Source organism: Kribbella lupini, from assembly GCF_039529595.1.
GTDB lineage: Bacteria > Actinomycetota > Actinomycetes > Propionibacteriales > Kribbellaceae > Kribbella > Kribbella lupini.
Genome location: NZ_BAAANC010000002.1, coordinates 404,923 through 424,528 on the forward strand (window position 1 = coordinate 404,923; position 19,606 = coordinate 424,528).

20 protein-coding genes are annotated in these 19,606 nt (G+C 69.5%); 5 read left to right on the forward strand and 15 right to left on the reverse strand.

Features of this window, described 5'->3' with window-relative positions:
- Nucleotides 1-43 precede the first annotated feature (43 nt).
- Entirely contained in the window at nucleotides 44-889 is an 846-nt protein-coding gene (locus tag ABD235_RS15150) for a LysR family transcriptional regulator (RefSeq protein ID WP_344174607.1), read from the forward strand.
- Here the strand turns inward: ABD235_RS15150 and ABD235_RS15155 are convergent.
- Genes ABD235_RS15155 through ABD235_RS15165 form a run of 3 tightly spaced genes read right to left on the reverse strand, consistent with a single transcriptional unit; the run spans nucleotide 886 to nucleotide 3,468 of the window.
- Nucleotides 886-1,662 carry a pentapeptide repeat-containing protein gene (locus ABD235_RS15155; protein ID WP_344174609.1) on the reverse strand — a complete coding sequence of 259 codons (777 nt, stop codon included), beginning with the start codon at nucleotides 1,660-1,662 and terminating at the stop codon, nucleotides 886-888. The genes ABD235_RS15150 and ABD235_RS15155 overlap by 4 nt on opposite strands.
- An 18-nt stretch (nucleotides 1,663-1,680) precedes the next feature.
- Nucleotides 1,681-2,802, reverse strand: a complete 1,122-nt coding sequence (prfB, locus tag ABD235_RS15160) for a peptide chain release factor 2 (RefSeq protein ID WP_344174611.1) — start codon at nucleotides 2,800-2,802, stop codon at nucleotides 1,681-1,683.
- A gap of 51 nt (nucleotides 2,803-2,853) precedes the next feature.
- Nucleotides 2,854-3,468 carry a TetR/AcrR family transcriptional regulator gene (locus ABD235_RS15165; RefSeq protein WP_344174613.1) on the reverse strand — a complete coding sequence of 205 codons (615 nt, stop codon included), beginning with the start codon at nucleotides 3,466-3,468 and terminating at the stop codon, nucleotides 2,854-2,856.
- Between the two features lie 69 nt (nucleotides 3,469-3,537).
- On the opposite strand from ABD235_RS15165, the gene ABD235_RS15170 reads away from it, so the two are divergent.
- Nucleotides 3,538-4,362 (forward strand): NAD(P)H-binding protein, encoded by an 825-nt coding sequence (locus ABD235_RS15170; RefSeq protein WP_344174615.1) that lies wholly within the window; start codon nucleotides 3,538-3,540, stop codon nucleotides 4,360-4,362.
- Nucleotides 4,363-4,407: 45 nt separating this feature from the next.
- Here the strand turns inward: ABD235_RS15170 and ABD235_RS15175 are convergent, their stop codons facing one another.
- From ABD235_RS15175 to ABD235_RS15210, 8 genes are all read right to left on the reverse strand, one after another.
- Entirely contained in the window at nucleotides 4,408-5,202 is a 795-nt protein-coding gene (locus tag ABD235_RS15175; protein ID WP_344174617.1) for an SDR family NAD(P)-dependent oxidoreductase, read from the reverse strand.
- Between the two features lie 188 nt (nucleotides 5,203-5,390).
- Nucleotides 5,391-5,855 carry a pilus assembly protein TadG-related protein gene (locus tag ABD235_RS15180; RefSeq protein WP_344174619.1) on the reverse strand — a complete coding sequence of 155 codons (465 nt, stop codon included), beginning with the start codon at nucleotides 5,853-5,855 and terminating at the stop codon, nucleotides 5,391-5,393.
- 317 nt (nucleotides 5,856-6,172) lie between these two features.
- Entirely contained in the window at nucleotides 6,173-6,589 is a 417-nt protein-coding gene (locus tag ABD235_RS15185; RefSeq protein WP_344174622.1) for a hypothetical protein, read from the reverse strand.
- Between the two features lie 314 nt (nucleotides 6,590-6,903).
- The gene (locus ABD235_RS15190; protein WP_344174624.1) at nucleotides 6,904-7,530 is read right to left on the reverse strand and encodes a TadE/TadG family type IV pilus assembly protein; all 627 of its coding nucleotides are present in this window, start codon (nucleotides 7,528-7,530) and stop codon (nucleotides 6,904-6,906) included.
- The gene (locus ABD235_RS15195; protein WP_344174626.1) at nucleotides 7,527-7,724 is read right to left on the reverse strand and encodes a hypothetical protein; all 198 of its coding nucleotides are present in this window, start codon (nucleotides 7,722-7,724) and stop codon (nucleotides 7,527-7,529) included. The genes ABD235_RS15190 and ABD235_RS15195 overlap by 4 nt, the downstream gene beginning before the upstream one ends.
- A gap of 14 nt (nucleotides 7,725-7,738) precedes the next feature.
- On the reverse strand, nucleotides 7,739-8,677 hold the full coding sequence (locus ABD235_RS15200; RefSeq protein WP_344174628.1) for a type II secretion system F family protein: 939 nt from the start codon (nucleotides 8,675-8,677) through the stop codon (nucleotides 7,739-7,741).
- 13 nt (nucleotides 8,678-8,690) lie between these two features.
- Nucleotides 8,691-9,551, reverse strand: a complete 861-nt coding sequence (locus ABD235_RS15205; RefSeq protein ID WP_344174630.1) for a type II secretion system F family protein — start codon at nucleotides 9,549-9,551, stop codon at nucleotides 8,691-8,693.
- Nucleotides 9,551-10,834, reverse strand: a complete 1,284-nt coding sequence (locus ABD235_RS15210) for a TadA family conjugal transfer-associated ATPase (protein ID WP_344174632.1) — start codon at nucleotides 10,832-10,834, stop codon at nucleotides 9,551-9,553. The genes ABD235_RS15205 and ABD235_RS15210 overlap by 1 nt, the downstream gene beginning before the upstream one ends.
- 282 nt (nucleotides 10,835-11,116) lie before the next feature.
- On the opposite strand from ABD235_RS15210, the gene ABD235_RS15215 reads away from it, so the two are divergent.
- A complete protein-coding gene (locus ABD235_RS15215; protein ID WP_344174634.1) occupies nucleotides 11,117-11,614 on the forward strand; it encodes a SigE family RNA polymerase sigma factor in 498 nt (165 codons plus the stop codon).
- A 17-nt stretch (nucleotides 11,615-11,631) separates the two neighbouring features.
- Complete coding sequence (locus ABD235_RS15220) at nucleotides 11,632-12,924, forward strand: hypothetical protein (protein WP_344174636.1); 1,293 nt, start codon at nucleotides 11,632-11,634, stop codon at nucleotides 12,922-12,924.
- Nucleotides 12,925-12,961: 37 nt separating this feature from the next.
- Here the strand turns inward: ABD235_RS15220 and ABD235_RS15225 are convergent, their stop codons facing one another.
- The gene (locus tag ABD235_RS15225) at nucleotides 12,962-13,705 is read right to left on the reverse strand and encodes a GntR family transcriptional regulator (protein ID WP_344174638.1); all 744 of its coding nucleotides are present in this window, start codon (nucleotides 13,703-13,705) and stop codon (nucleotides 12,962-12,964) included.
- A 53-nt stretch (nucleotides 13,706-13,758) separates the two neighbouring features.
- Nucleotides 13,759-14,814: a Gfo/Idh/MocA family oxidoreductase gene (locus tag ABD235_RS15230; RefSeq protein WP_344174640.1), complete on the reverse strand. Its 1,056-nt coding sequence runs from the start codon at nucleotides 14,812-14,814 to the stop codon at nucleotides 13,759-13,761.
- Nucleotides 14,815-15,442: 628 nt separating this feature from the next.
- Between ABD235_RS15230 and ABD235_RS15235 the strand changes: the two genes are divergently transcribed.
- Entirely contained in the window at nucleotides 15,443-16,444 is a 1,002-nt protein-coding gene (locus tag ABD235_RS15235; RefSeq protein WP_344174642.1) for a Gfo/Idh/MocA family protein, read from the forward strand.
- A 446-nt stretch (nucleotides 16,445-16,890) separates the two neighbouring features.
- Here ABD235_RS15235 and ABD235_RS15240 read toward each other — a convergent pair whose 3' ends face one another.
- Both ABD235_RS15240 and ABD235_RS15245 read right to left on the reverse strand, forming a co-directional pair.
- A complete protein-coding gene (locus tag ABD235_RS15240) occupies nucleotides 16,891-18,387 on the reverse strand; it encodes a CoA-acylating methylmalonate-semialdehyde dehydrogenase (protein WP_344174644.1) in 1,497 nt (498 codons plus the stop codon).
- Between the two features lie 163 nt (nucleotides 18,388-18,550).
- Nucleotides 18,551-19,561, reverse strand: coding sequence for a Gfo/Idh/MocA family protein (locus ABD235_RS15245; protein ID WP_344174646.1), 1,011 nt, complete (start codon nucleotides 19,559-19,561; stop codon nucleotides 18,551-18,553).
- Between the last annotated feature and the right edge of the window lie 45 nt (nucleotides 19,562-19,606).

Consider the following 19,606-nt stretch of genomic DNA (forward strand, 5'->3'; position numbering starts at 1 on the left):
GTACGCCGTGATACTCCCCAGGTATCGGCCTAGGCTTTCCGGCGTGGACGATCTCGAGACCCGTGAGCTGCGGTACTTCGTCGCCGTCGCCGAGGAACTGCACTTCGGCCGCGCCGCCGACCGACTCGGAATCGCCCAGCCACCGCTCTCGCGCGCGATCAGTCGGCTCGAACGACGGCTCGGTGTCCAGCTGCTCGACCGGGACCGTCGGGGCGTCACGCTCACGGCCGCCGGCCGGGTGCTGCTCGTCGAGGCCGAAGCGGCCCTCGGCGCGATCGCGACCGCCGTACGCCGGACGCAGCTCGCCGGGAGTCCGCAGCTGCCGCTGGTGCTCGCAACGAAAGCCGGGGCGTCCCACGAGCTGCTGCAACAGCTCCTGGACGCGCTGGCCGCCGATGGCCAGTCGGTCGACGTCCTCCTGTGCGAGGTCGGCGAACAAGCCGGACTGCTCCGCCGTGGACGCGCCGACCTGGCGCTCATGCACATCCCGTACGACGACCTCGCGGGCTTCGAGACCGAGGAGCTCTTCGTCGAAGGCCAGGTGGCGATTCTCCCCGCGGCACACCCGCTCGCGGCCCGCGATCAGCTGACCCTGGCCGACGTCAGCGCCGTACCGGACCTGCCGATCGCTCGCTGGCCGCGACTCGACGGGACGTACCCGGACGGCCCGGGTCCCGAGGTCCACACCCAGTCGAAGCTCGCCCAGCTCGTTGCCCTCGGCAAGACGCTGCTCGTCATCCCGGCGTCCAGCCGGGCCTGGCAGTGGCCCGAGCACGTCGCGGTGCCCGTCGTCGACGCACCGGAGGTCACCACGGTGATCGCCTGGCCGTCGGACAGCCACTCCGACGAGGTCGCGTCGATCGTGCGGTCCGCGGTGAAACTTCTCTAGCCCCAGTGATCGGGGCGCAGCAGACTGCTCGGGATCCTGGTGTGGCTGTCGCCTTGCGCGGCGTTGACCTGTGACTGCGTGACGAAGAGCGCGTCGGTGAGGTCGGCGCCTTGGAGGTCGCTGTCGCGGAGATCGGCGCCGATCAGATCCGCCTTGCGGAGGTCGGCGCCGGCCAGGTCGGCCGCGATCAGGTAGGCGCCGCGCAGGTTGGCCCGGCTGAGGTCAGCCTTGCGGAGCTTGGCTCCGATGAGGTCGGCGCCGCGGCGTTCCTTCTTCTTGGGCTGCTTGCCGCGGACGAGCCGGCTGGTGGTCAGGAGCAGCTCGTTGACCTGGGCACGTTCGTTGCCTAGATCAACTTTGAGGACCGGCTGCTGGGTCAGAGCTTCGACGTGGTCGGCGCTTTGCTGAAGCTCTGCGCGGATCGGCGCGGTCTCCGGGCGCTGCTGCGCGTCGTACAGGTACCAGAGCAGTTCGTGCAGCTGCCGCATGATCGGCAGCGCAGCGAACATCTCCTGGCCGGGCTGCTCGCGCCAGCTCGTCCCGGCCTGTGCCGAGATCTTCTGGCCGGCGCCGAAGCAGTCGTAGACCGTGCAGCCGTTGAAGCCCTTGACGCGCAGCTTCTGGTGGATTCCGCAGCGGAAGTCGTCCTGCAGGTTCGGGCACGGCTCACCGGCCGGTTTGTCGATCGCGAAGTCGGCGGACCGCGCGAACGTCAGCGCGACGCAGCACAGGCCGAAGCAGCTGCCGCAGTCCGCGCGGAGCTCTTCCTTCACTTCAACAAGTTCTGTACGTCAGTTCTGGTCGGCGACCGTCTGGCCGGTCCGGCGCCAGCGGATACCGGCCTCGACGAACTCGTCGATCTCCCCGTCGAACACGCCCGAGGTGTTGCCGGACTCGTACTGCGTCCGCAGGTCCTTGACCATCTGGTACGGGTGCAGCACGTAGGACCGCATCTGGTCGCCCCACGAGCCCTGCACGTCGCCGCGCAGTGCGTCGATCTGAGCCCGCTCCTCCGCCTTCTTCAGCGCCAGCAGCTTGGCCTTCAGGATCACCATCGCCGAGGCCTTGTTCTGCAGCTGCGACTTCTCGTTCTGGCAGGAGACCACCGTGCCGGTCGGGATGTGGGTGATCCGGACCGCGGAGTCGGTGGTGTTGACGCTCTGGCCACCCGGACCGGACGAGCGGTACACGTCGATCCGCAGTTCCTCCTCCGGGACGTCGATCTCGTCGGTCTGCTCCAGCACCGGGACCACCTCGACCGCGGCGAACGAGGTCTGCCGGCGGCCCTGGTTGTCGAACGGGGAGATCCGGACCAGCCGGTGGGTGCCCGACTCGACGCTCAGCGTGCCGTACGCGTACGGCGCCTTGACGCCGAAGGTGGTCGACTTGAGCCCGGCCTCTTCGGCGTACGACGTGTCGTAGACCTCGGTCGGGTACCCGTGGCGCTCGGCCCAGCGCAGGTACATCCGCTGCAGCATCTCGGCGAAGTCGGCGGCGTCGACGCCACCCGCACCGGAACGGATCGTGACCAGGGCCTCGCGCTCGTCGTACTCGCCGGACAGCAGCGTGCGGACCTCGAGGGACTGGATCGACTTGGCCAGCGCGGCGATCTCCTTCTCCGACTCGGCCAGACTGTCGGCGTCGTTCTCCTCGCGGGACAGCTCGATCATCACACCCAGATCGTCGATCCGGCTGCGCAGGCTGGTCACCCGCTCCAGGTCCGCCTGCAGGCTGGACAGCCGTGACGTCACCTTCTGCGCGTTCGCCTGGTCGTCCCACAGGTCGGGCGCGGCCACCGCCTCTCCGAGGTCGGCGATCTCCCGGCGCAACGTGTCCAGATCGAGCACCTTCTCGATCGAGGTCAGGGTCGCGTCGAGTTGCTTGAGCTCCGCGTCAAAATCCAGTCCAGCCACAACCAAGTAGCGTACCCGGTCGGCGTGCCCCGCCGGGAATCCGTTGTCCGGTCACCAGGCGCGACGCAGGGCGGCGAAGACCTTCCCGGTGGCCCGCTCCAGCTCTGCGTTGGCAGCTGTCAGCTGCTCGGGCCTCGCCTCAGCCGGCATGATCCGGGCCAGTTCGTCCTCCAGCACCTTCTGCGCCGCGGCGAACTGGGCGGCCACGAGCCTCGCTGTGAGCGGCTCCATCTCCGGGTCGCGCTCCTGCAGCGCGGCAGCGAGCGTGCGCTCCATCTCCTCGGCGATCTGCCGACGACGAGCGAGCAACGCCTGACTCTCCGCCATCGTCCGGCTGAACTCGCGCCAGGTTTCGAGGTGGCCATTTGCCAGCCGTCCGCGGACCACAGCCAGGTACTGCTGTTCCAGGGTGTCGATCGGGTTCTGCTCCGGCGGCGCGTTCCTGATCGCCTCGGCCGGGCCCAGCCACCAGCCCGTCTCGTCGAAGAACAGGTCTTCCTTGGTCGGGAAGTGGTTGAACACGGTCTGCACGGCGACGTCGGCCGCCTTGGCGACCTCGGCCACGGTGACCGCGTCGAACCCGCGCTCGAGAAACAGCCGCGTCGCCACGTCGGAGATCACCTGACGGGTCTGCTGCTTCTTCCGCTCCCGGCGGCCGATCTCCATGGACACATCCTAGAGCGTCATGCTTTACTTCTTCCAATCTTGTAGTTACTACATCTTTGGAGTTCATCCATGACCATCTTGATCACCGGCGGCCGCGGCAAGATCGCTCGCGCAGTCACCGCCGGCCTCATCTCCGCCGGTCGCGACGTCCGGATCGCCAGCCGTTCGCCGGAGGACCTGCCGGGCTCGGTCGGGTGGGACTTCGACGATCCGTCGTCCCTGGCCGCCGCCCTCGACGGCGTCACGCAGGTCTTCCTGTACGCCGAACCGTCGACCGCCGGACTCTTCGCCGCGGCAGCCGACGCGGCCGGCGTACGCCAGGTCGTGCTGCTGTCGTCGATGTCGGCGCAGGCCGGCAACGACGAGGCCGCCTCGGATCCCCACGCGCAGACCGAGGCTCTGGTCGGCAGCGGCCCGTACGCGACGACGTACCTGCAACCCGGTGCGTTCATGAGCAACGCGATCTACTGGTCGCACTCGATCCGCGCGACAGGTCAGGTCCGGCTGCCGTACCTGGACGCGGAGGAGGCACCGATCCACGAGCAGGACATCGCCGATGTCGCCGTGCGGGTGCTGCTGGACGGTCCCGGTGGTGAGCACGACGGGCGCGGGTATCCGCTGACCGGTCCGGAGTCGATGACCCGGCGTGCGCAACTGGCTCAGCTCGCTGAGATCACCGGCGCTACTTTCGAGGCCGTCGACCTCACCGCCGACGAGGCGCGCGTGGAGATGAGCGCGATGGGGCGGCCGGCCCAGATCGAGGCGCTGCTGGCGTACTGGGCCTCCCGCGTCGGCAGCCCGCACCCGATCGAACCGGCCGTCGAAAAGCTGACCGGCCACTCGGGCCGCACGTTCCGCACGTGGCTCGCGGACCACCCGGGCGTGTTCGCCTGACCTGGCTTGGCGCCGCCGCCGCGGCCGCTCGGGCTCGGCCTCTGGCTACGGCAGGATCGAGTCGATGTAGCCGCCGTCCACGCGGACGGCGCCGCCGGTGGTGACGGAGGCCTGCTCGGAGCTCAGGTAGACGACCATGTTGCCGATCTCGTGCGGTTCGATCAGGCGCTCGATCAGCGAGTACGGCCGGTGCTCCTTCATGAACTGACGTTGCGCCTCGTCCCACGGCAGGTCGTCGCCGACCAGTTCTGCGACGAACTCCTCGACGCCCGGCGTGTGCGTCGGCCCGGCCATCACCGAGTTGACCGTCACGCCGGTCCCGGCCGCCGCCTTCGCGAACCCCCGCGTCACCGCCAGCAACGCGGTCTTGGTCACGCCGTAGTGCACCATCTCCAACGGCGTCACCACGGCCGAGTCGCTGGCGATGTTCATCACCCGCCCGAACCCGCGTTCCATCATGCCCGGCAGGTACATCCGGATCAGCCGGACCGCCGACAGCACGTTGACCTCGAAGTACCGCCGCCACTCGTCGTCGTCGATCTCCAGCACCGGCTTCGCCCCGAAGATCCCAAGATTGTTCACCAGAATGTCGAGCTCGCCCGCTCTCGCTTTGAGCGACTCGGCCCCCTCAGCAGTGGCAAGATCCGCCCCCACCGGGATCACCTCCGCCGACGGCACCTCCTTCACGATCGCCTCAGCAGCCTTCTCGGTCTTGCCCTGATCCCGCCCGTTGACCACCACACTCGCCCCCGCCCTGGCCAACTCGGTGGCAATCGCCTGCCCAATCCCCTGGCTGGATCCCGAAACCAGCGCCCGCCGTCCTGTCAGATCGATCCGCATGACTTCATGGTGCCCATTTCAGGTTGCCCCAGACAACGTTCGGCCCACCGGAGCAGCAGGCGGCAGCCGGCGTCCGGCGCGGTCGGCCATGGTCCACAGCCACAGGTCGACTACTGGAAGCCTGGGATCCTGCAACTGAACGACAAATTCGTCACCCAGCCGGACGCGGTCGGTGCCGCGGCGGAGCTTCACCGCACGGGAACGACCGCTGACGCACTGGACGCGATGTCGGCGTTCCCCTGCCACCCCGGTGGGCTGAACGGTAGTTCCACACTCGACGTCAGCTCCACCGTCACCGTCGTACCGGTCACGTCCGCCGACCAGTCCAGCCCGTCGAACCGCTGACTCGCCGACACCGTGTCGAGGTAGTCGGCCGCCAACCGCCGAGCCTCATCCGGATCGATCTGCGCGTTCCCCCCGCTGCCGCTCTGCGCGTAGATCGCCGCCAGCCCGTTGGCCGCGGCCAACACAGCACCATCCGCCGTCGAGTCCAAATCCCGCCGCACGAGAAACACTTTGGAGATGTCAGTCACCACCACAACCATCAACAACACAATCGCAGCAAACCCGACGATAAGCACGGTCATCTGCCCGCGTTCATCCCGCTCCCGCCGCACGTCCCGCCCGCTCGGCTGCCACGGCTCACGCTGCACGTCCCGCCCGCTCCGATCACGCCGCTCGCCCCGCCGGCTCGGCTCCCCCCGCTCGTCCCGCTGCTCCCGCTCATAGCGCTGGGCCCGCTCGTTTCGCCCCGTCCGCGCCCGCCACTCGTCCCGCCCGTTCGCCTCACACCGCTCGTCCGGCTGCTCCCGCTCGACACGCTCGCCCCGCTCACGCGACTCGCCCCGTCCGCTCCGCTCACCCCGCCAACACGGCTCATCCCGCTGGATCCGCTCGATCTGCCGGAATCGCTCGGTTCGCCCGCTCGCCTCGCGCCGCTGGCTCGCGACGGCGCGCTGCCCTGGGCTGCTCACGGCGAGCCCTTTGCTTCGCGGTAGTCGCCGTACGGCTCGGTGTGGGACGCCGACACGTGGACCGCCGGGCGCTCCCCGCCCAGCGCCTCGGGGATGAACGGCAGCGGCACGCTGTAGTCCAACGCGACGGTCACCGTGGAGCCCGGTTGCAGGCACTCCGGATCGCAGGTGATCTTCAGATCGCCGGACTCCAACTCGATCCCCTGATCCTTCATCGCCAACCGCGCCGCCTCGAACGCTCGCGCCCGCGCGTCGTCCTCGGTCAGCCCCGACGGCACGATGATGAACGCCCGCCCAGCAGCCCGCGTCGCCGCCGTCGCCCCGTACGACGCCCGCTGCACGTCGAAGACCCCGAGCATCACGTAGATCAACGGCACCAGCAACAACAACGCCAACCAGGAGAACTCGACCACCGCACTCCCCCGCTCACCACGCGGCGTCGTCGCCGGTCCCTCCCCAACCGCAGTCCGTCTGGCGGATCGATCGGGTCCGGGCTCACGTCGGAGGCTGGTCGAACCGGAGTGACGCGGAGCAGTCCGTCTGGTGGACCGATCGGGCCGGGGCTCACCTCCGGGGCTGGTCGAACCGGAGTAACGCGGAGCAGTCCGATCGCGTGGCCCGGACGGAGCAACCGCAGGAGGTCGAGCGGGCAGTGTCGCCGCCCGCAGTACCTCCGGTCGGTGCGCAGGTTGCCGCGCTCTCGTCGCCGACCCCTCCGGTCCCCGCCTCATTCGCCGGTTTCCTTCACCGCGTGGCCTTCGACGCTGAAGTCGATGCCGGGACCCCACAGGCCCAGTGCCGGCATGTGCGCAGAGATCGCCACGCGGACGACCGGCTGGCCGTCGATCTCCGTCTGCTCGGCCGTGACCGACTCGATCAACTCGTCGCGAACGATCCCGTCCACCAGTTCCCGCGTCCGTGCCTCCCCGTCGGCGGTGTCGCGGTTGAGCACGGCTGCGTACAAGGCGCCCTCGGACGCCGCCGCGGTCATCGTGTTCCGGATGTAGAGGAACAGCCCGACCTGCAGGATCCCCAGGAACAACGGCACGACGATCATCGTCACCAGCACGAAGTCAACAACCGCCGACCCGCGCTCGTCTCGCCGCCCGGGCAAGCAGCCGACCTCATCGCGACGCCCGGGTAAGCAACCGCGCTCGTCGCGACGCACAGGTAGGCAGCCGACCTCGCCGCCGCGGCCAGGCAGGGAGCTCCGGACCAGGCCGTCGTGCCCCTTGCGCACCTGCCCGACCAGCGCACCCGTGCCCCGCCGCCCGTCGCCGATCGTCAGCGGCCGGCGCTGCTCGTACTGCGAGAAGCTCCGGCGCCGCCGTTCGTTGCCCTGGGCCCGGGTCATTTGCTGCCGACGGAGTCCAACGCTCGCTCGAGCATCGACTTCAGCTGATCTCCGGCGAACTGCCACAGCGCGACCACCAGGCCGGCCGTCATCACCGTGATCAGCACCCAGCCGGGGACGTCGCCGCGCTCCTTCTCGGCCGGGCGTGGTTTCAGGACCACGGTCAGGAAGAGTCTGGTCATCAACAGGGACATGGTTTCTCCTTGTTTCATCCGGCGATCAGCCGGATGCCGACAGCGCCTGGGTAGAAGGCGAACAGGATGGTGACGGGCAGGACCAGGAAGACAACGGGCACCATCATCGCGACTTCGCGACGCGCGCCCGACTCGATCAGCTCACGCCGGCTGGCCTCGCGAATGTCGCCGGCTTGCGCACGCAGTACGTCGGCCAGCGGGGTACCGCGTTCGAGTGCGACCGCCAGGCCGTCGGCAAACCGCGACAAGGCAACCAACCCCGTCCGGTCCGCCAGACCGTCGAGCGCACGGACCAGCGTCGACCCCGCGCGAGTCTCCGCGAGCACCCGTTGCAACTCGTCGGCCAACTCCCCCTTGCACGACCGCGCCACGCGATCGAGCGCCGCCGCCGGGCCTTCGCCGGCCGCGACCGACAGCGCCAGCAACTCGGCGACCGTCGGCAGCTCCGCCAGCAGTCGCCGTTCCCGGTTGCGCACTTGAGTGCTCAGGTAGGTGTCCCGCGACAGCACCCCCAGTACGGCGAGGATCGCGCACAGCACCAGCAGGCCGACCGGATTCCCGTACCCCAGCGACAGCATGACCAGCGCGAACAGCAAACCGGCACCGAACGCCGCCGTACCCCACAGCACCTGCTCGATCCGGAACTCCTCGACGCTCCGATCGATCCCCGCTCGAGCCAGCCTCCGACGAATCGACACCGCGCCGCCGAGGATCCGCTCCAGCCGAGCGGCCCCCGCGCGCAACGACGGCCCGAACATCCGCAGGATCGCGTGGAACGGCGATCCGGAGTCGACCACGCCGGAGAACACGTCGGCTCCGGCGAGATCCCGCAGGTACGGCCCGATCCGGTCGTCGACCGTCGGCTTCCGCAAGAACGGCAGCCGCCGAACGACCAGCAACAAGCTCGCGCCGAACACCCCACCCAGCAGTGCCCCCAGCACCAACGGGTTCATCGTCTCCTCCACCTCATCGCAGCACCCGCTCAGGCTCCGGGAGACGACCGATCCGCAGCATCACCCGGTAGGCGACCACACACACGACAGCCCCGATGCCGATGACCAGAGCCCCGACCGGCGTGTTGTACCGCTGGATCACATCGCCCTGGAACGACAGCAACCCGAGCACCAGCCACGGCGCCGCCACCGCGACGCGAGCCCCGTTCACCGACCAGGACTGACGCGATTCCAACTCCGACCGCGTCCGAGCGTCGTCGCGCAGAAAGCTCGACAGCGACCGCAGCAACCGCCCGAGGTCACCGCCACCAACCTCCCGAGCGATCCGCAACGCCTCCACGACCCGGTCACCCACCGGATCCGCCAACCGCGCCTTCAACCGATCGAGCGAGTCCGCGAACCGCCCGGTCGACGCGTAGTCAGCGCCGAACCGCCGGAACGGCTCGCGCAACGGCAACGGCCCACGCTCCCCGACCTGCGCCAAGGCCTCCGACAACGACAGCCCAGCCCGTACGGCGGAAGCGATGTTGTCCACCACGTCCGGCCACAACTCCCGGAACTCGCCGAGCCGTTTCCGCGCCCGGCTCTTCAGCAGCGCGACCGGCACTCCACCGGCCATCAGTCCGAACACCACGCCGACCGGCAGCGCCGCCGACACCACGAACATCAGCACGAACGCGACGAACCCCGTCACGAAACAAGCCCCGATGAACGCACCCGGCGTCACGCCCTCCACCCCGGCCCGCGCCAGCAGGTCCCGGCTGCGTGCCGTCAACCGCCCGTCGGTCTTCGGCTTGTCCTCGTACGGCGCGACGAACGACCAGACGACCAGCAGGATGCCGATTCCGAAGAAGAGCCCGAGCAGCAGTCCCATCAGTTCACCCCGCGCGGCAGCTCGGTCAGCAGCCCGGCCGGCGAGTACCCCGCCTGCTGGAACCGCTCCGGGTGCGGCAACTGGCCCTCGGCCCGGCGCAGCATCCCGTCGTGCAGGCCGAACAGGGTCTCGGTCTCGATCGTCTGGTCCTCGATCCGGCCGCTGACCGCGACGATCTCGCGCACCCGGCGCTGCCCGTCGCCGCCGATTCCGAGGTGCACGACCAGGTCGACGCAGCCCGCGACCGTCGGCAGCACGAACCTCGACCCGATGTTCTCCCCCGCGAGCAGCGGTAGCGTGCACATCTTGGTCAGCGCCTCACGCGCCGAGTTCGCGTGGATCGTGCACATGCCGGGGAGGCCGCTGTTCAGAGCGAGCAGCAGATCGAGACACTCCTCACCGCGGACCTCGCCGACGATCAGCCGGGACGGCCGCATCCGCAGCGACTCCTTGACCAGGTCCCGCAGCCGCACCTCGCCGGTGCCCTCCAGCCCGGCCTGGCGAGTCTGCATCGACACCCAGTCGGGAATCGGCAGCTTGATCTCGAACACCTCTTCACAGCTGATCACCCGCTCCCGGCCCGGGATCGAGCCGGCCAGCGCGTTCAGCATCGTGGTCTTGCCCGCCTGGGTGCCTCCGGCAACCAAGATGTTGAGGCCGACGGCGACCGACGCGTCGAGCACCGCGGCCGCGTGCGGCGTCATCGACCCGAGCGCGACCAGGTCGGTCAGCTTGCTCGCGCGCACGGTGAACTTCCGGATGTTGATCGCCGCGTACCGCTGGGTGATGCCGCCGAGCACGATGTGCACCCGGCTCCCGTCGGGTAGGCGGGCGTCGGTGAACGGCTGCGAGACGTCGATCCGCCGCCCGGTCGTCTTCAGCATCCGCTCGACCAGATCGGAGACCTCCTCCTCGGTCAGCACCGTCGTGGTCAGCTCGTGGCGGCCCTCGCGGGCGATGAACACCCGGGAGGGCTCGTTGATCCAGATCTCCTCGACCTTCGGGTCGTCCAGGTACCGCTGGAGCGGCCCGAAGCCCGCGACCCGGTCGTGCACCTCACGGCTGACCGCCTCGACGTCGCCGATCGGCGGGACGATCCCGGTCAGGCTGCGCTCGTCGTACTCGCGGACGACGGTGGCCACGATCGTGCTGACCGCGCCGGGGTCGCGCAGGGGGTCGATGCCCTCGCGCCGGACGACGTCGCGCACCTGCGCGTCGATCAGCTCGACCGCTCCGCCCCGGTCGAACCCGTTCCGGCGCGCGGCGACCCTGTCCGCTGTCATCGTCTCCCCGTGTCCGTCGCTGTTCCGGCGGCGACCGTTCCGTCACCCTGCGCGATCATTGTCCCAACCCGGAGGGCACCCGCGCCAACCCGATCCGCCCGGCCTGTGGACAACCAACCGGCGGGCAGAGGCCGCCCGACCGTAACCATCCGCTCACGCTCCGGTCCACCCCGGTTGCAGCTTGTTGCAGAAATCCGGCCGTACGGCGTACGCGGGAAGCTGCTGTAACCAAATCAGCGCGTGGTGGCGTCGTACCCAGTGAGACCACGACGAAGGGCAGTGATGGGATCGACGACGGACGATTTCGAGGAGTTCGCCAGAGCGCGAACCCCACAGCTGTACCGGACGGCCTGGCTGCTCGCCGGGGACCGGCACCACGCCGAGGACCTGGTGCAGGAGACGCTGGCCAAGATGTACCGGTCCTGGTGGCGGATGCAGCGGATCGAGAACCCCGCGGCGTACGCCCAGACCGTCCTGGCCCGGACGTTCGTCTCCCAGCGGCGCAAACGCAGCTGGAGCGAGCAGCCGACGGCCGCCGTGCCGGACGGCGTCCACCAGTCCGGTGACCTCGAACTACGCCTCGCCCTGCGAGACGCCCTGGCCGAACTGGCTCCCCTTGATCGTGCGGTGCTGGTGCTGCGGTTCTTCGAAGATCGCAGCGTCGAACAGGTCGCGCTGGATCTCGGCAAGAACGCCGGTGCGATCAGGACCCGGACCTCCCGTGCCCTGGACCGCCTGCGTGCGGTGCTCGGCGACGACGTCCACCTGATCGCTCTCTGACTCGCAGGAGAAACTCGATGAACAACCTGAACGACAGCCTGCCCGACCTGATGCGCCGGGCGACCGACGACCTCGAGCCGGAGTCGAACGACCTGGTGGAGCGTGGCATCCAGCGCGGAGTCACGTTGCGCCGCCGCCGTACGGCGATGCTCGGCCTCAGCGGCGCGGGCGCCGTACTGGCCACCGCCGGCATCATCGTCGGTGGCACCCACCTGTTCGCCGGCAGCACGCCGGAGCCCACCGTCGCCGGCCCGTCCGCTCCGGCGACCCCGTCAGCCCCCGCGACCCCGTCGGACCCTGCGACTCCGTCGGCCGAGCCGTCGGCGAAGGCCACGTCCCCGGCCCAGACCCTCGCCACACTCCGCGCTCTGCTGCCGTCGGGGTTGAATCAGTCCGCACCTCGCAGCGAAAAGGACAACGGCCTGTTCAGCGCCCATGTGGTTCTCGACGACGGCAAGGGCGCCTCGCTGGTCACCGTCAAGATCGTCACCACCAAGCCCAACCGGGACTGCGCGGGCCTGCACGGAACGTGCCAGGTGCGGCCGGACGGCTCGGTGATCCACTCCTACGCGAACGAGTCGATCGTGCCGTTCGCCCCCGAGCGGGACCCCAACGGGATCAGGAACACCGTGGTGGAGGTCTTCTACCCCGACGGCCGCCTGATCAGCTTGTACAACTACAACTCGCCGAACCCGATCGTGGCGCACACACGGACCAACCCGCTGCTGACGGTCAAGCAGCTCACCGCCATCGCGAACAGCGACCAGTGGGTCTACCCGCCGGCCGTGACCGGACTGGACGAAGCGGGGCTCCCGCCCAACGGCAAGCCGACCGTGCCGCTGGAGCAGACGCAGCAGCAGCTGAAGAGCGTGCTGCCGCGCGGACTGCAGTTCACTCGGCCCGAGACCTGGGGCGGTGGCACCAACGGGTTCAACGGCGCGTCGTACGTGGTCAACGACGGCAAGGGCGCGGCCCGGGTCGACGCGTTGGTGCAGTACGAGACGAAGCCGGTGACCAAGTGCACCGGTGAAGGACCGCAGCACTGCAAGGTCAGGTCCGACGGCTCGGTGATCGGCTGGTCGAAGAACGAGCCCTCGTACGGCGACGAGCGGCAGGCGATCAACGGCGTACTGGCCAACCGCGTCGAGATCCACTACCCCGACGGCCGGATGATCAGCATGACCAGCTACAACGGGCCGTCGGAGAAGAACGACAAGCACACCCGGGCGAAGCCGATGTTCAGCACCGACCAGTTGTTCGCGATGGCCGGAAAGCCTGGCTGGAAGTTCCCCGGAACTGGTACAAAGTAGGGCTCTCTCGTCCGCCGCCGGCTCTCTGAGGGGTGGGTCAGCGGTGGACGAGGGTGTGCTCGAAGGCGTAGCGCGACGCGCGGAACAGGTGTGAGCCGTACTCGACGGCACGCCCGTGGTCGTCGTACGTGATCCGCGTCGTCGCCAGCAACGGATGGCCCGCTTCCTCACCGAGGAGGCGGGCCTGTTCCAGTGTGGCGGGCTGAGCGGAGATGGTCTGGTGCGCGACCTTGAGGCGGACGCCCTCGGCGCGGAGCAGCTCGTACAGCCCGCGCTCGGCCAGGGTGCTCGGATCCGTGTCCAGCATCTCCGGCGGCAGCCAGTTGCGCATCAGGGCCAGCGGCTCGCCGTCAGCGCGGCGGAGGCGCTCCAGCCGCAGTACGCGGTCTCCGGCCTCGCACTGCAGTGCAGCCGCCACATCAGGACTCGCAGGTGCGATGCCGAAGCGCAGCACCTCGGTCTCCGGCTTGCGGTGCGCAGCGGCCAGGTCGTCGTACAGGCTGGTGAGCTCCAGCGAGCGCCGGACCTGGCCGGAGTTGCCGACGACCTGTGTGCCGACACCGCGCTTGCGGACCAGCAGGCCTTGGTCGACCAGCCTCGCGATGGCTTGCCGCACCGTTGGACGGCTCAGCCCGTACGCCTCGGCCAGGTCCACCTCGTTGCTGAGCCGGGAACCGACCGGGAGGTCACCGCCCTGGATCGCCGCCTCCAGCTGCTGAGCCAGCTGGACGTGGAGCGGGGTGCGGCTGGTGCGATCGACGCTGACCTGGACGGTGCTCATGCGCACATCTTGGGCTGTCAGGGGCCCACCGTCGAGTCGGTGTGCAGATTTGATCAGATGTCTTCCTTTGTGAGGCGGTCGTTTCGCGTGATCTGGATCGGGCTGTGCTGCTCATAGGAGCGCATCGCGGCAAGCGCGATCGTCAACGCGCGCCGGGCGTCCTCGCCGGTGACCGGCGGCTCGGCGTTGCCGCGTACGACCTCCGTGAAGTCCACCAACTCCTGCACGTACGCGTCGCCGAACATCTGCTCGTCGCTGCGCATCGTCTGCTGGTGCAGGCCGCTCGCGTCGTACTGCACCGCTGTCGTACTCGGCAACCGGCCCGCGACGACCATGCCCTTGCTGCCGAACACCTCGCCGCGGACGTCGTACCCGTAGAGCGCGGAGAAGTTCGCCTCCGCGGTCGCGATCGCGCCGTTGTCGAAGGTCAGTACGACGACCGCCGTGTCGATCAGCCCGTCGGCCTTGAACTGCGGCGCGACCAGCGCGTCGCCGCGCGTGTAGACCTCGACCACCTCGGCGCCCGGGTTGAGCCAGAGCAACGTGTCGAAGTCGTGGATCAACGTCTCGCGGAAGATCGTCCACGGCCGGACGCCGCCCGCGTTGGACAATCCCGCCGGCCAGCCCGGGTCGCGGGTGATCGACCGCATCAACTGCGGCGTGCCGATCCCACCCGCGTCGATCGTCGCCCGCGCTGCCGCGAAGTCGGCCGCGAACCGCCGGTTGAACCCAACCTGGAACGGAACCCCGGCGGCCTTCGTCGCCGCGATCGCTTGATCGATCTCCTCGACCGTCAACGACGCCGGTTTCTCGGACCACACCGCCTTGCCCGCTTCGGCCGCCCGCACGATCAACTCCGACTGCACAGCGGCGATGGAGGTGATCAGTACCGCGTCGATCTCGGGATCCGCCAGCAACTCGTCCACACCACAGGCCCGCGCGCCGTACTTGTCCGCAAGCTCGCGCGCCGCCTCGACCCGGGGATCCGCCACCGCCACCAACTCCGCGCCGGGAACTCGCCGCGCCACGTTCCCGGCATGCATGGATCCGATCCGCCCGGCCCCGAGCAGCCCCAACCGGACAACCTGCAACCCGTGATCAGTCCGCATGTCCCCGCCTCTTCGGTCGTCGTCCAGGTCCGGGGTGATCTCATCACGGCGCGAGGGACGTGGGGAAGGGTGCCTTCGGCAAGGGGTTGGAGGTGAACGGGGTGGATCGGGGAGGTGAAGGTCCGGCGGTGGGTGGCGATCACGGGGGCGAGGGCGGACGGCGCGTTCTACGCTGCCGACGTGCACACGTTGTCAGTCGCTCCGAGGGTGGTCGCGCTGGGTGATCGTGGCCGGGCCGGGGAGGCGTCGCGGGCTTGGCGCGCGTACGGCGTGCGGTCGTCCGAAGTCCGTGGCCGGAGCGCCTCACGGCCTGTGACCGACGGCTCGAAGCACACGGTACGGACAGTTCCTGAGCGGGTCCGGATGGCGGTCACGGTCTACCGGGTGCTGCCTGAACTCGGGCACGATGTCGCCTTCGATCCCGACAACGTCATCGCCGACCGGCGAGGACTACGCTTTTCCGGTTCGGGCTTGTCCGGCCGGCTCTGGAGCAGGACCGGCCGCTCCGCGCTCCTGGCGGACCACTCCGCTGCGCGACTCGACGGAACCAGACCGGCCGACCACCCCCGGCAAGCCCTCGACCAGCACGCCGTACCCCGGCGTACGGACGAAATCTGAAGGAGAAGGCATGGAACCGCTGCGCATCGGCATCCTCGGCGCCGCCCGGATCGCCGGCCGGGCGATCGCCGAACCGGCCCGGCTGACCGGCGCCCGGCTGGTCGCGGTCGCGGCCCGGGACACCGAACGGGCCGAGGCCTTCGCCGCCGAGCACGGCGTCGAGCGGGTGCACGCGTCGTACGAGGACGTCATCAACGACCCCGAGGTCGAGGCGATCTACAACCCGCTCGCCAACGGCCTGCACGGCCCGTGGAACCTGCGCGCGATTGCCGCGGGCAAGCATGTGCTGACCGAGAAGCCGTCGGCCAGCAACGCGGCCGAGGCCGCCGAGGTCCGCGACGCCGCCCGCGAGGCTGGTGTCGTGGTGATGGAGGGCTTCCACTACCTGTTCCACCCGGTCACCAAGCGGCTCCAGGAGCTGCTCGCCAAGGGCGAGCTCGGCGAGCTGCAGCACGTCGAGGCGACGATGGTGATGGGGCCGCCCGCCGACGAGGACCCGCGCTGGTCGCTGGCGCTCGCTGGTGGAGCGGTGATGGACGTCGGCTGCTACGCGCTGCACGCCCAGCGGATGCTCGCGCCGTGGGGTGGCGGTCAGCCCAAGCTGGTCAGCGCCCGCGCCGGTGAGCGCAAGCGGCTGCCCGGGGTCGACGAGTGGCTGAACGCGGACCTGGAGTTCCCGAACGGCGCGACCGGCGCGGTGCGGACGAGCATGGCCGCGGAGGAGCTCGATTTCAGTCTCAAGGTCGTCGGCACCCGCGGTGAGGCGTTCGCGCCGAGCTTCGTCCTCCCGCACCTGGACGACCGGGTGATCGTCACGACGAAGGAAGACCACTGGGTCGAGCAGCTCGGCCGCAAGTCGTCGTACACGTACCAGCTCGAGGCCTTCGCCGCCCACCTGCGCGACGGCGCCCCGCTCCCGATCGACGCCGACGACGCGGTCGCCACGATGGAGCTCATCGACGCCTGCTACACCGACGCCGGCCTGCAGCCGCGCCCGGTGACCCAGATCTGATCGGCTGAGCCGGTACGGCGTACGCCCGGTACGCCGTACGTCGCTCGCCCCGGCAATCGCCGACTTCGGCCTCCGGGCTCAGGGCTCCGGACTCGCCTTGGCTCCGGCTCCGGTTCCGGGCTCCGGCTTCGGCTCCGGCTCCAACACCGAAACGCCGGCCGCCGCGCTCCTCGAGGATGCGTGGCGGCCGGCGTTCTCATCCGGTCACTGCCCGGCGACTACTTCCGCGCCTGCTTGGTCGGCGGGATGATCGCGCTGTCGGCGGGGCTGGCCTTCGGCTGTTTGGGTTGTTTCGGCTTGCGGACTTCGCGTCCGCCTTTGTTCTTGGACATGACGCACTCCAGGGCTGGGTGTCTCGGCGCTACGGACGGCTCGGCTGAGCCTGGTTCGCCGCGGTACTCCTCGTGCCCCGGGGGTTCTTCTTGACGCTACACCTCAGATGCGAATCAGTCGTGGGTCGGGAAGCCCAGGTTCAGCCCACCGTGACTGGGGTCGAGCCAGCGCGAGGTGATCACCTTCCCGCGGGTGAAGAAGTGCACGCCCTCGGTCCCGTGCGCGTGGGTGTCGCCGAACAGCGAGTTCTTCCACCCGCCGAACGAGTAGTACGCCATCGGCACCGGGATCGGGACGTTCACGCCGACCATGCCGACCTCGACCTCGGTCTGGTACCGCCGTGCCGCGCCGCCGTCGTTGGTGAAGATCGCCGTGCCGTTGCCGTACGGGTTCGAGTTCACCAGGTCCAGCGCCGCGTCGTACGACGGAACGCGGACCACCGACAGCACCGGCCCGAAGATCTCGTCGGTGTAGATCGACATCTGCGGCGTCACCTTGTCGAACAGCGTCGGCGCCAGCCAGAACCCGTCCTCGCCGCCGGCGAACGGTCCGTTCCGTCCGTCGACCGCGAGCTCGGCACCGGCTTCGACCCCCGCCTCGACGTACCCGACGACCTTGTCCCGGTGCTCGCCGGTGACCAGCGGACCCATGTCGCAGCCGCGCGTGCCGTCCCCGGTCTTCAGCGTCGCCATCCGCTCCTTGATCTTGGCGATCAGGTCGTCCGCGACCGGCTCGACCGCGATCAGCGCGGAGATCGCCATGCAGCGCTCACCGGCCGACCCGAAGCCCGCGTTGACCGCGGCGTCGGCGGCCAGGTCGAGATCGGCGTCGGGCAGCACGACCATGTGGTTCTTCGCGCCGCCGAGCGCCTGGACGCGCTTGCCGTTCGCCGTACCGGTCTCGTACACGTACCGCGCGATCGGCGTCGACCCGACGAACGAGACCGCCTTGATGTCCGGGTGCTCGAGCAGCCGGTCGACGGCCTCCTTGTCGCCGTGCACGACGTTCATCACGCCGTCCGGCAGACCGGCTTCCTTCCACAGCGCGGCGACCGCGTTCACCGCCGACGGGTCCTTCTCCGACGGCTTGATCACCACGCTGTTGCCGCAGGCGACCGCGATCGGGACGAACCACAACGGCACCATCGCCGGGAAGTTGAACGGCGAGATCACCGCGACCGCGCCGAGCGACTGCCGGATCGAGTACACGTCGACGTTGGTCGAGACGTTCTCGCTGAACCCGCCCTTGAGCAGGTGCGGGATGCCGCAGGCGAACTCGACCACCTCGAGCCCGCGGGTCACCTCGCCGAGCGCGTCGGACAGCACCTTGCCGTGCTCGGCGGTGATCAGCGCGGCGATGTCGCCCTTGCGCTCGTTGAGCAGCTCGCGGAACGCGAACAGCACCTGCGCACGCTTGGTCAGCGACGTACGCCCCCAGGCCTTCGACGCCTCGTGGGCGACCTTGACCGCCTCGTCGACGGTCGCCGCCGAGGCCAGGTCCAGCGCGCCGGTCACCTCGCCGGTGGCCGGGTTGTAGACCTTGCTGGTGCGCTCCGAGACACCCGTCCAGGGCGTCCCGCCGATCAGGTGGGTGATGCGTTCAGTGCTCACAGCTGTATCCCTCGCGTCGGTCCTGCGGTGATCTCGTGGTGGTGTGTCGGTGCGGTACGCCGGGCGCTCGCGCTGCCGTCGGTGCGGGCTCGGGCGCTCGGGTTGCCGTCTGCACGGGCTCGGGCGCTCGCCGCGCTGCCTTCGGTACCGGCTCGGGCGTCGGTCATCCGAGCACCTCGCTCTTGCGGGCCATCTCGACCTCGACCGGCCGGCCCTCCTGCAACGACTGGATGCCCGCGGTGCAGACGGCCGCCGCGGCGTACCCGTCCCACGCGGTCGGCCCATCGATCTCGCGCCGATGAGTCGCGTCCACCCAGCGCTGCACCTCGACGTCGTACGCCGTACCGAACCTGACCCGGTAGTCCTCCGGCACGGCGCCGCCCCACTGCCCCGCGCGCTTGGTCAGGACGTCGACGCCGAGGCCGATCGTCGCGCTCCCCTTCTCCGCGACGGCCTCGCAGCGCACTTCGTACCCGACCTGGAAGTTCACGAACACCTCGACGTCGGCGATCGCGCCGTTGGCCATCTCGAAGATCGCGAGCTGCGGGTCGAGTGCGCCGTTCGCGACCAGGCTCGTCGGCTTCGGCGCGTGCACGGTGATCCGGGCGATCTCGTCGTCGAACAGCCAGCGCGCGACGTCGACCTCGTGCACGAGCGAGTCGCGCACGATCATCTCGCTGCGGAAGGTGTCCGGGACGGACTTGTTGCGGTGCACGTTGTGGAGCAGCAGGGTCCGGCCGAGCTCACCGGAGTCGAGCAGCTGCTTGAGCGCGGCGTACTCCGGGTCGAACCGGCGCATGAAACCGACCTGGATCAGCTGCCGGCCCAGCTTGTGCTCGGCCTCGACGACGCGTAGCGAGGACTCGGTGTCCATCGTCAGCGGCTTCTCGCAGAGCACCGGTTTCGCGTGCTCCAGACAGGCCATCAGCTGCTCGGCATGCGCGAACCCCGGCGACGCGATGATCACCGCGTCGACTCCCGCGTCCCCGATCAGCGCCAGCGGATCCTCGATCACCCGGATCTCCCCCAGCGACTCGGCCAGGGCGTTCGCCCGCGGCAGGTCCGGGTCGGAGACCGCGACCAGGCGCGCACCGGAGATCCGTCGCACCACCCGCTCGGCATGATCGGCGCCCATCTGACCGACCCCGATGATCCCGATCCTCAGGTCCTGCATCTCCACCAACTCTCTGACGACGTTGTACGACGACTGCCCGCGCCG

What these genes read in the sequence shown, in the direction of transcription:
- ABD235_RS15165 (WP_344174613.1), bottom strand. Translation starts at nt 3,468, where the DNA reads ATGGAGATCGGCCGCCGGGAGCGGAAGAAGCAGCAGACCCGTCAGGTG.
- ABD235_RS15170 (WP_344174615.1), top strand. Translation starts at nt 3,538, where the DNA reads ATGACCATCTTGATCACCGGCGGCCGCGGCAAGATCGCTCGCGCAGTC.
- ABD235_RS15175 (WP_344174617.1), bottom strand. Translation starts at nt 5,202, where the DNA reads ATGCGGATCGATCTGACAGGACGGCGGGCGCTGGTTTCGGGATCCAGC.
- ABD235_RS15190 (WP_344174624.1), bottom strand. Translation starts at nt 7,530, where the DNA reads ATGACCCGGGCCCAGGGCAACGAACGGCGGCGCCGGAGCTTCTCGCAG.
- ABD235_RS15195 (WP_344174626.1), bottom strand. Translation starts at nt 7,724, where the DNA reads ATGTCCCTGTTGATGACCAGACTCTTCCTGACCGTGGTCCTGAAACCA.
- ABD235_RS15200 (WP_344174628.1), bottom strand. Translation starts at nt 8,677, where the DNA reads ATGAACCCGTTGGTGCTGGGGGCACTGCTGGGTGGGGTGTTCGGCGCG.
- ABD235_RS15205 (WP_344174630.1), bottom strand. Translation starts at nt 9,551, where the DNA reads ATGGGACTGCTGCTCGGGCTCTTCTTCGGAATCGGCATCCTGCTGGTC.
- ABD235_RS15210 (WP_344174632.1), bottom strand. Translation starts at nt 10,834, where the DNA reads ATGACAGCGGACAGGGTCGCCGCGCGCCGGAACGGGTTCGACCGGGGC.
- ABD235_RS15215 (WP_344174634.1), top strand. Translation starts at nt 11,117, where the DNA reads ATGGGATCGACGACGGACGATTTCGAGGAGTTCGCCAGAGCGCGAACC.
- ABD235_RS15220 (WP_344174636.1), top strand. Translation starts at nt 11,632, where the DNA reads ATGAACAACCTGAACGACAGCCTGCCCGACCTGATGCGCCGGGCGACC.
- ABD235_RS15225 (WP_344174638.1), bottom strand. Translation starts at nt 13,705, where the DNA reads ATGAGCACCGTCCAGGTCAGCGTCGATCGCACCAGCCGCACCCCGCTC.
- ABD235_RS15230 (WP_344174640.1), bottom strand. Translation starts at nt 14,814, where the DNA reads ATGCGGACTGATCACGGGTTGCAGGTTGTCCGGTTGGGGCTGCTCGGG.
- ABD235_RS15235 (WP_344174642.1), top strand. Translation starts at nt 15,443, where the DNA reads ATGGAACCGCTGCGCATCGGCATCCTCGGCGCCGCCCGGATCGCCGGC.
- ABD235_RS15245 (WP_344174646.1), bottom strand. Translation starts at nt 19,561, where the DNA reads ATGCAGGACCTGAGGATCGGGATCATCGGGGTCGGTCAGATGGGCGCC.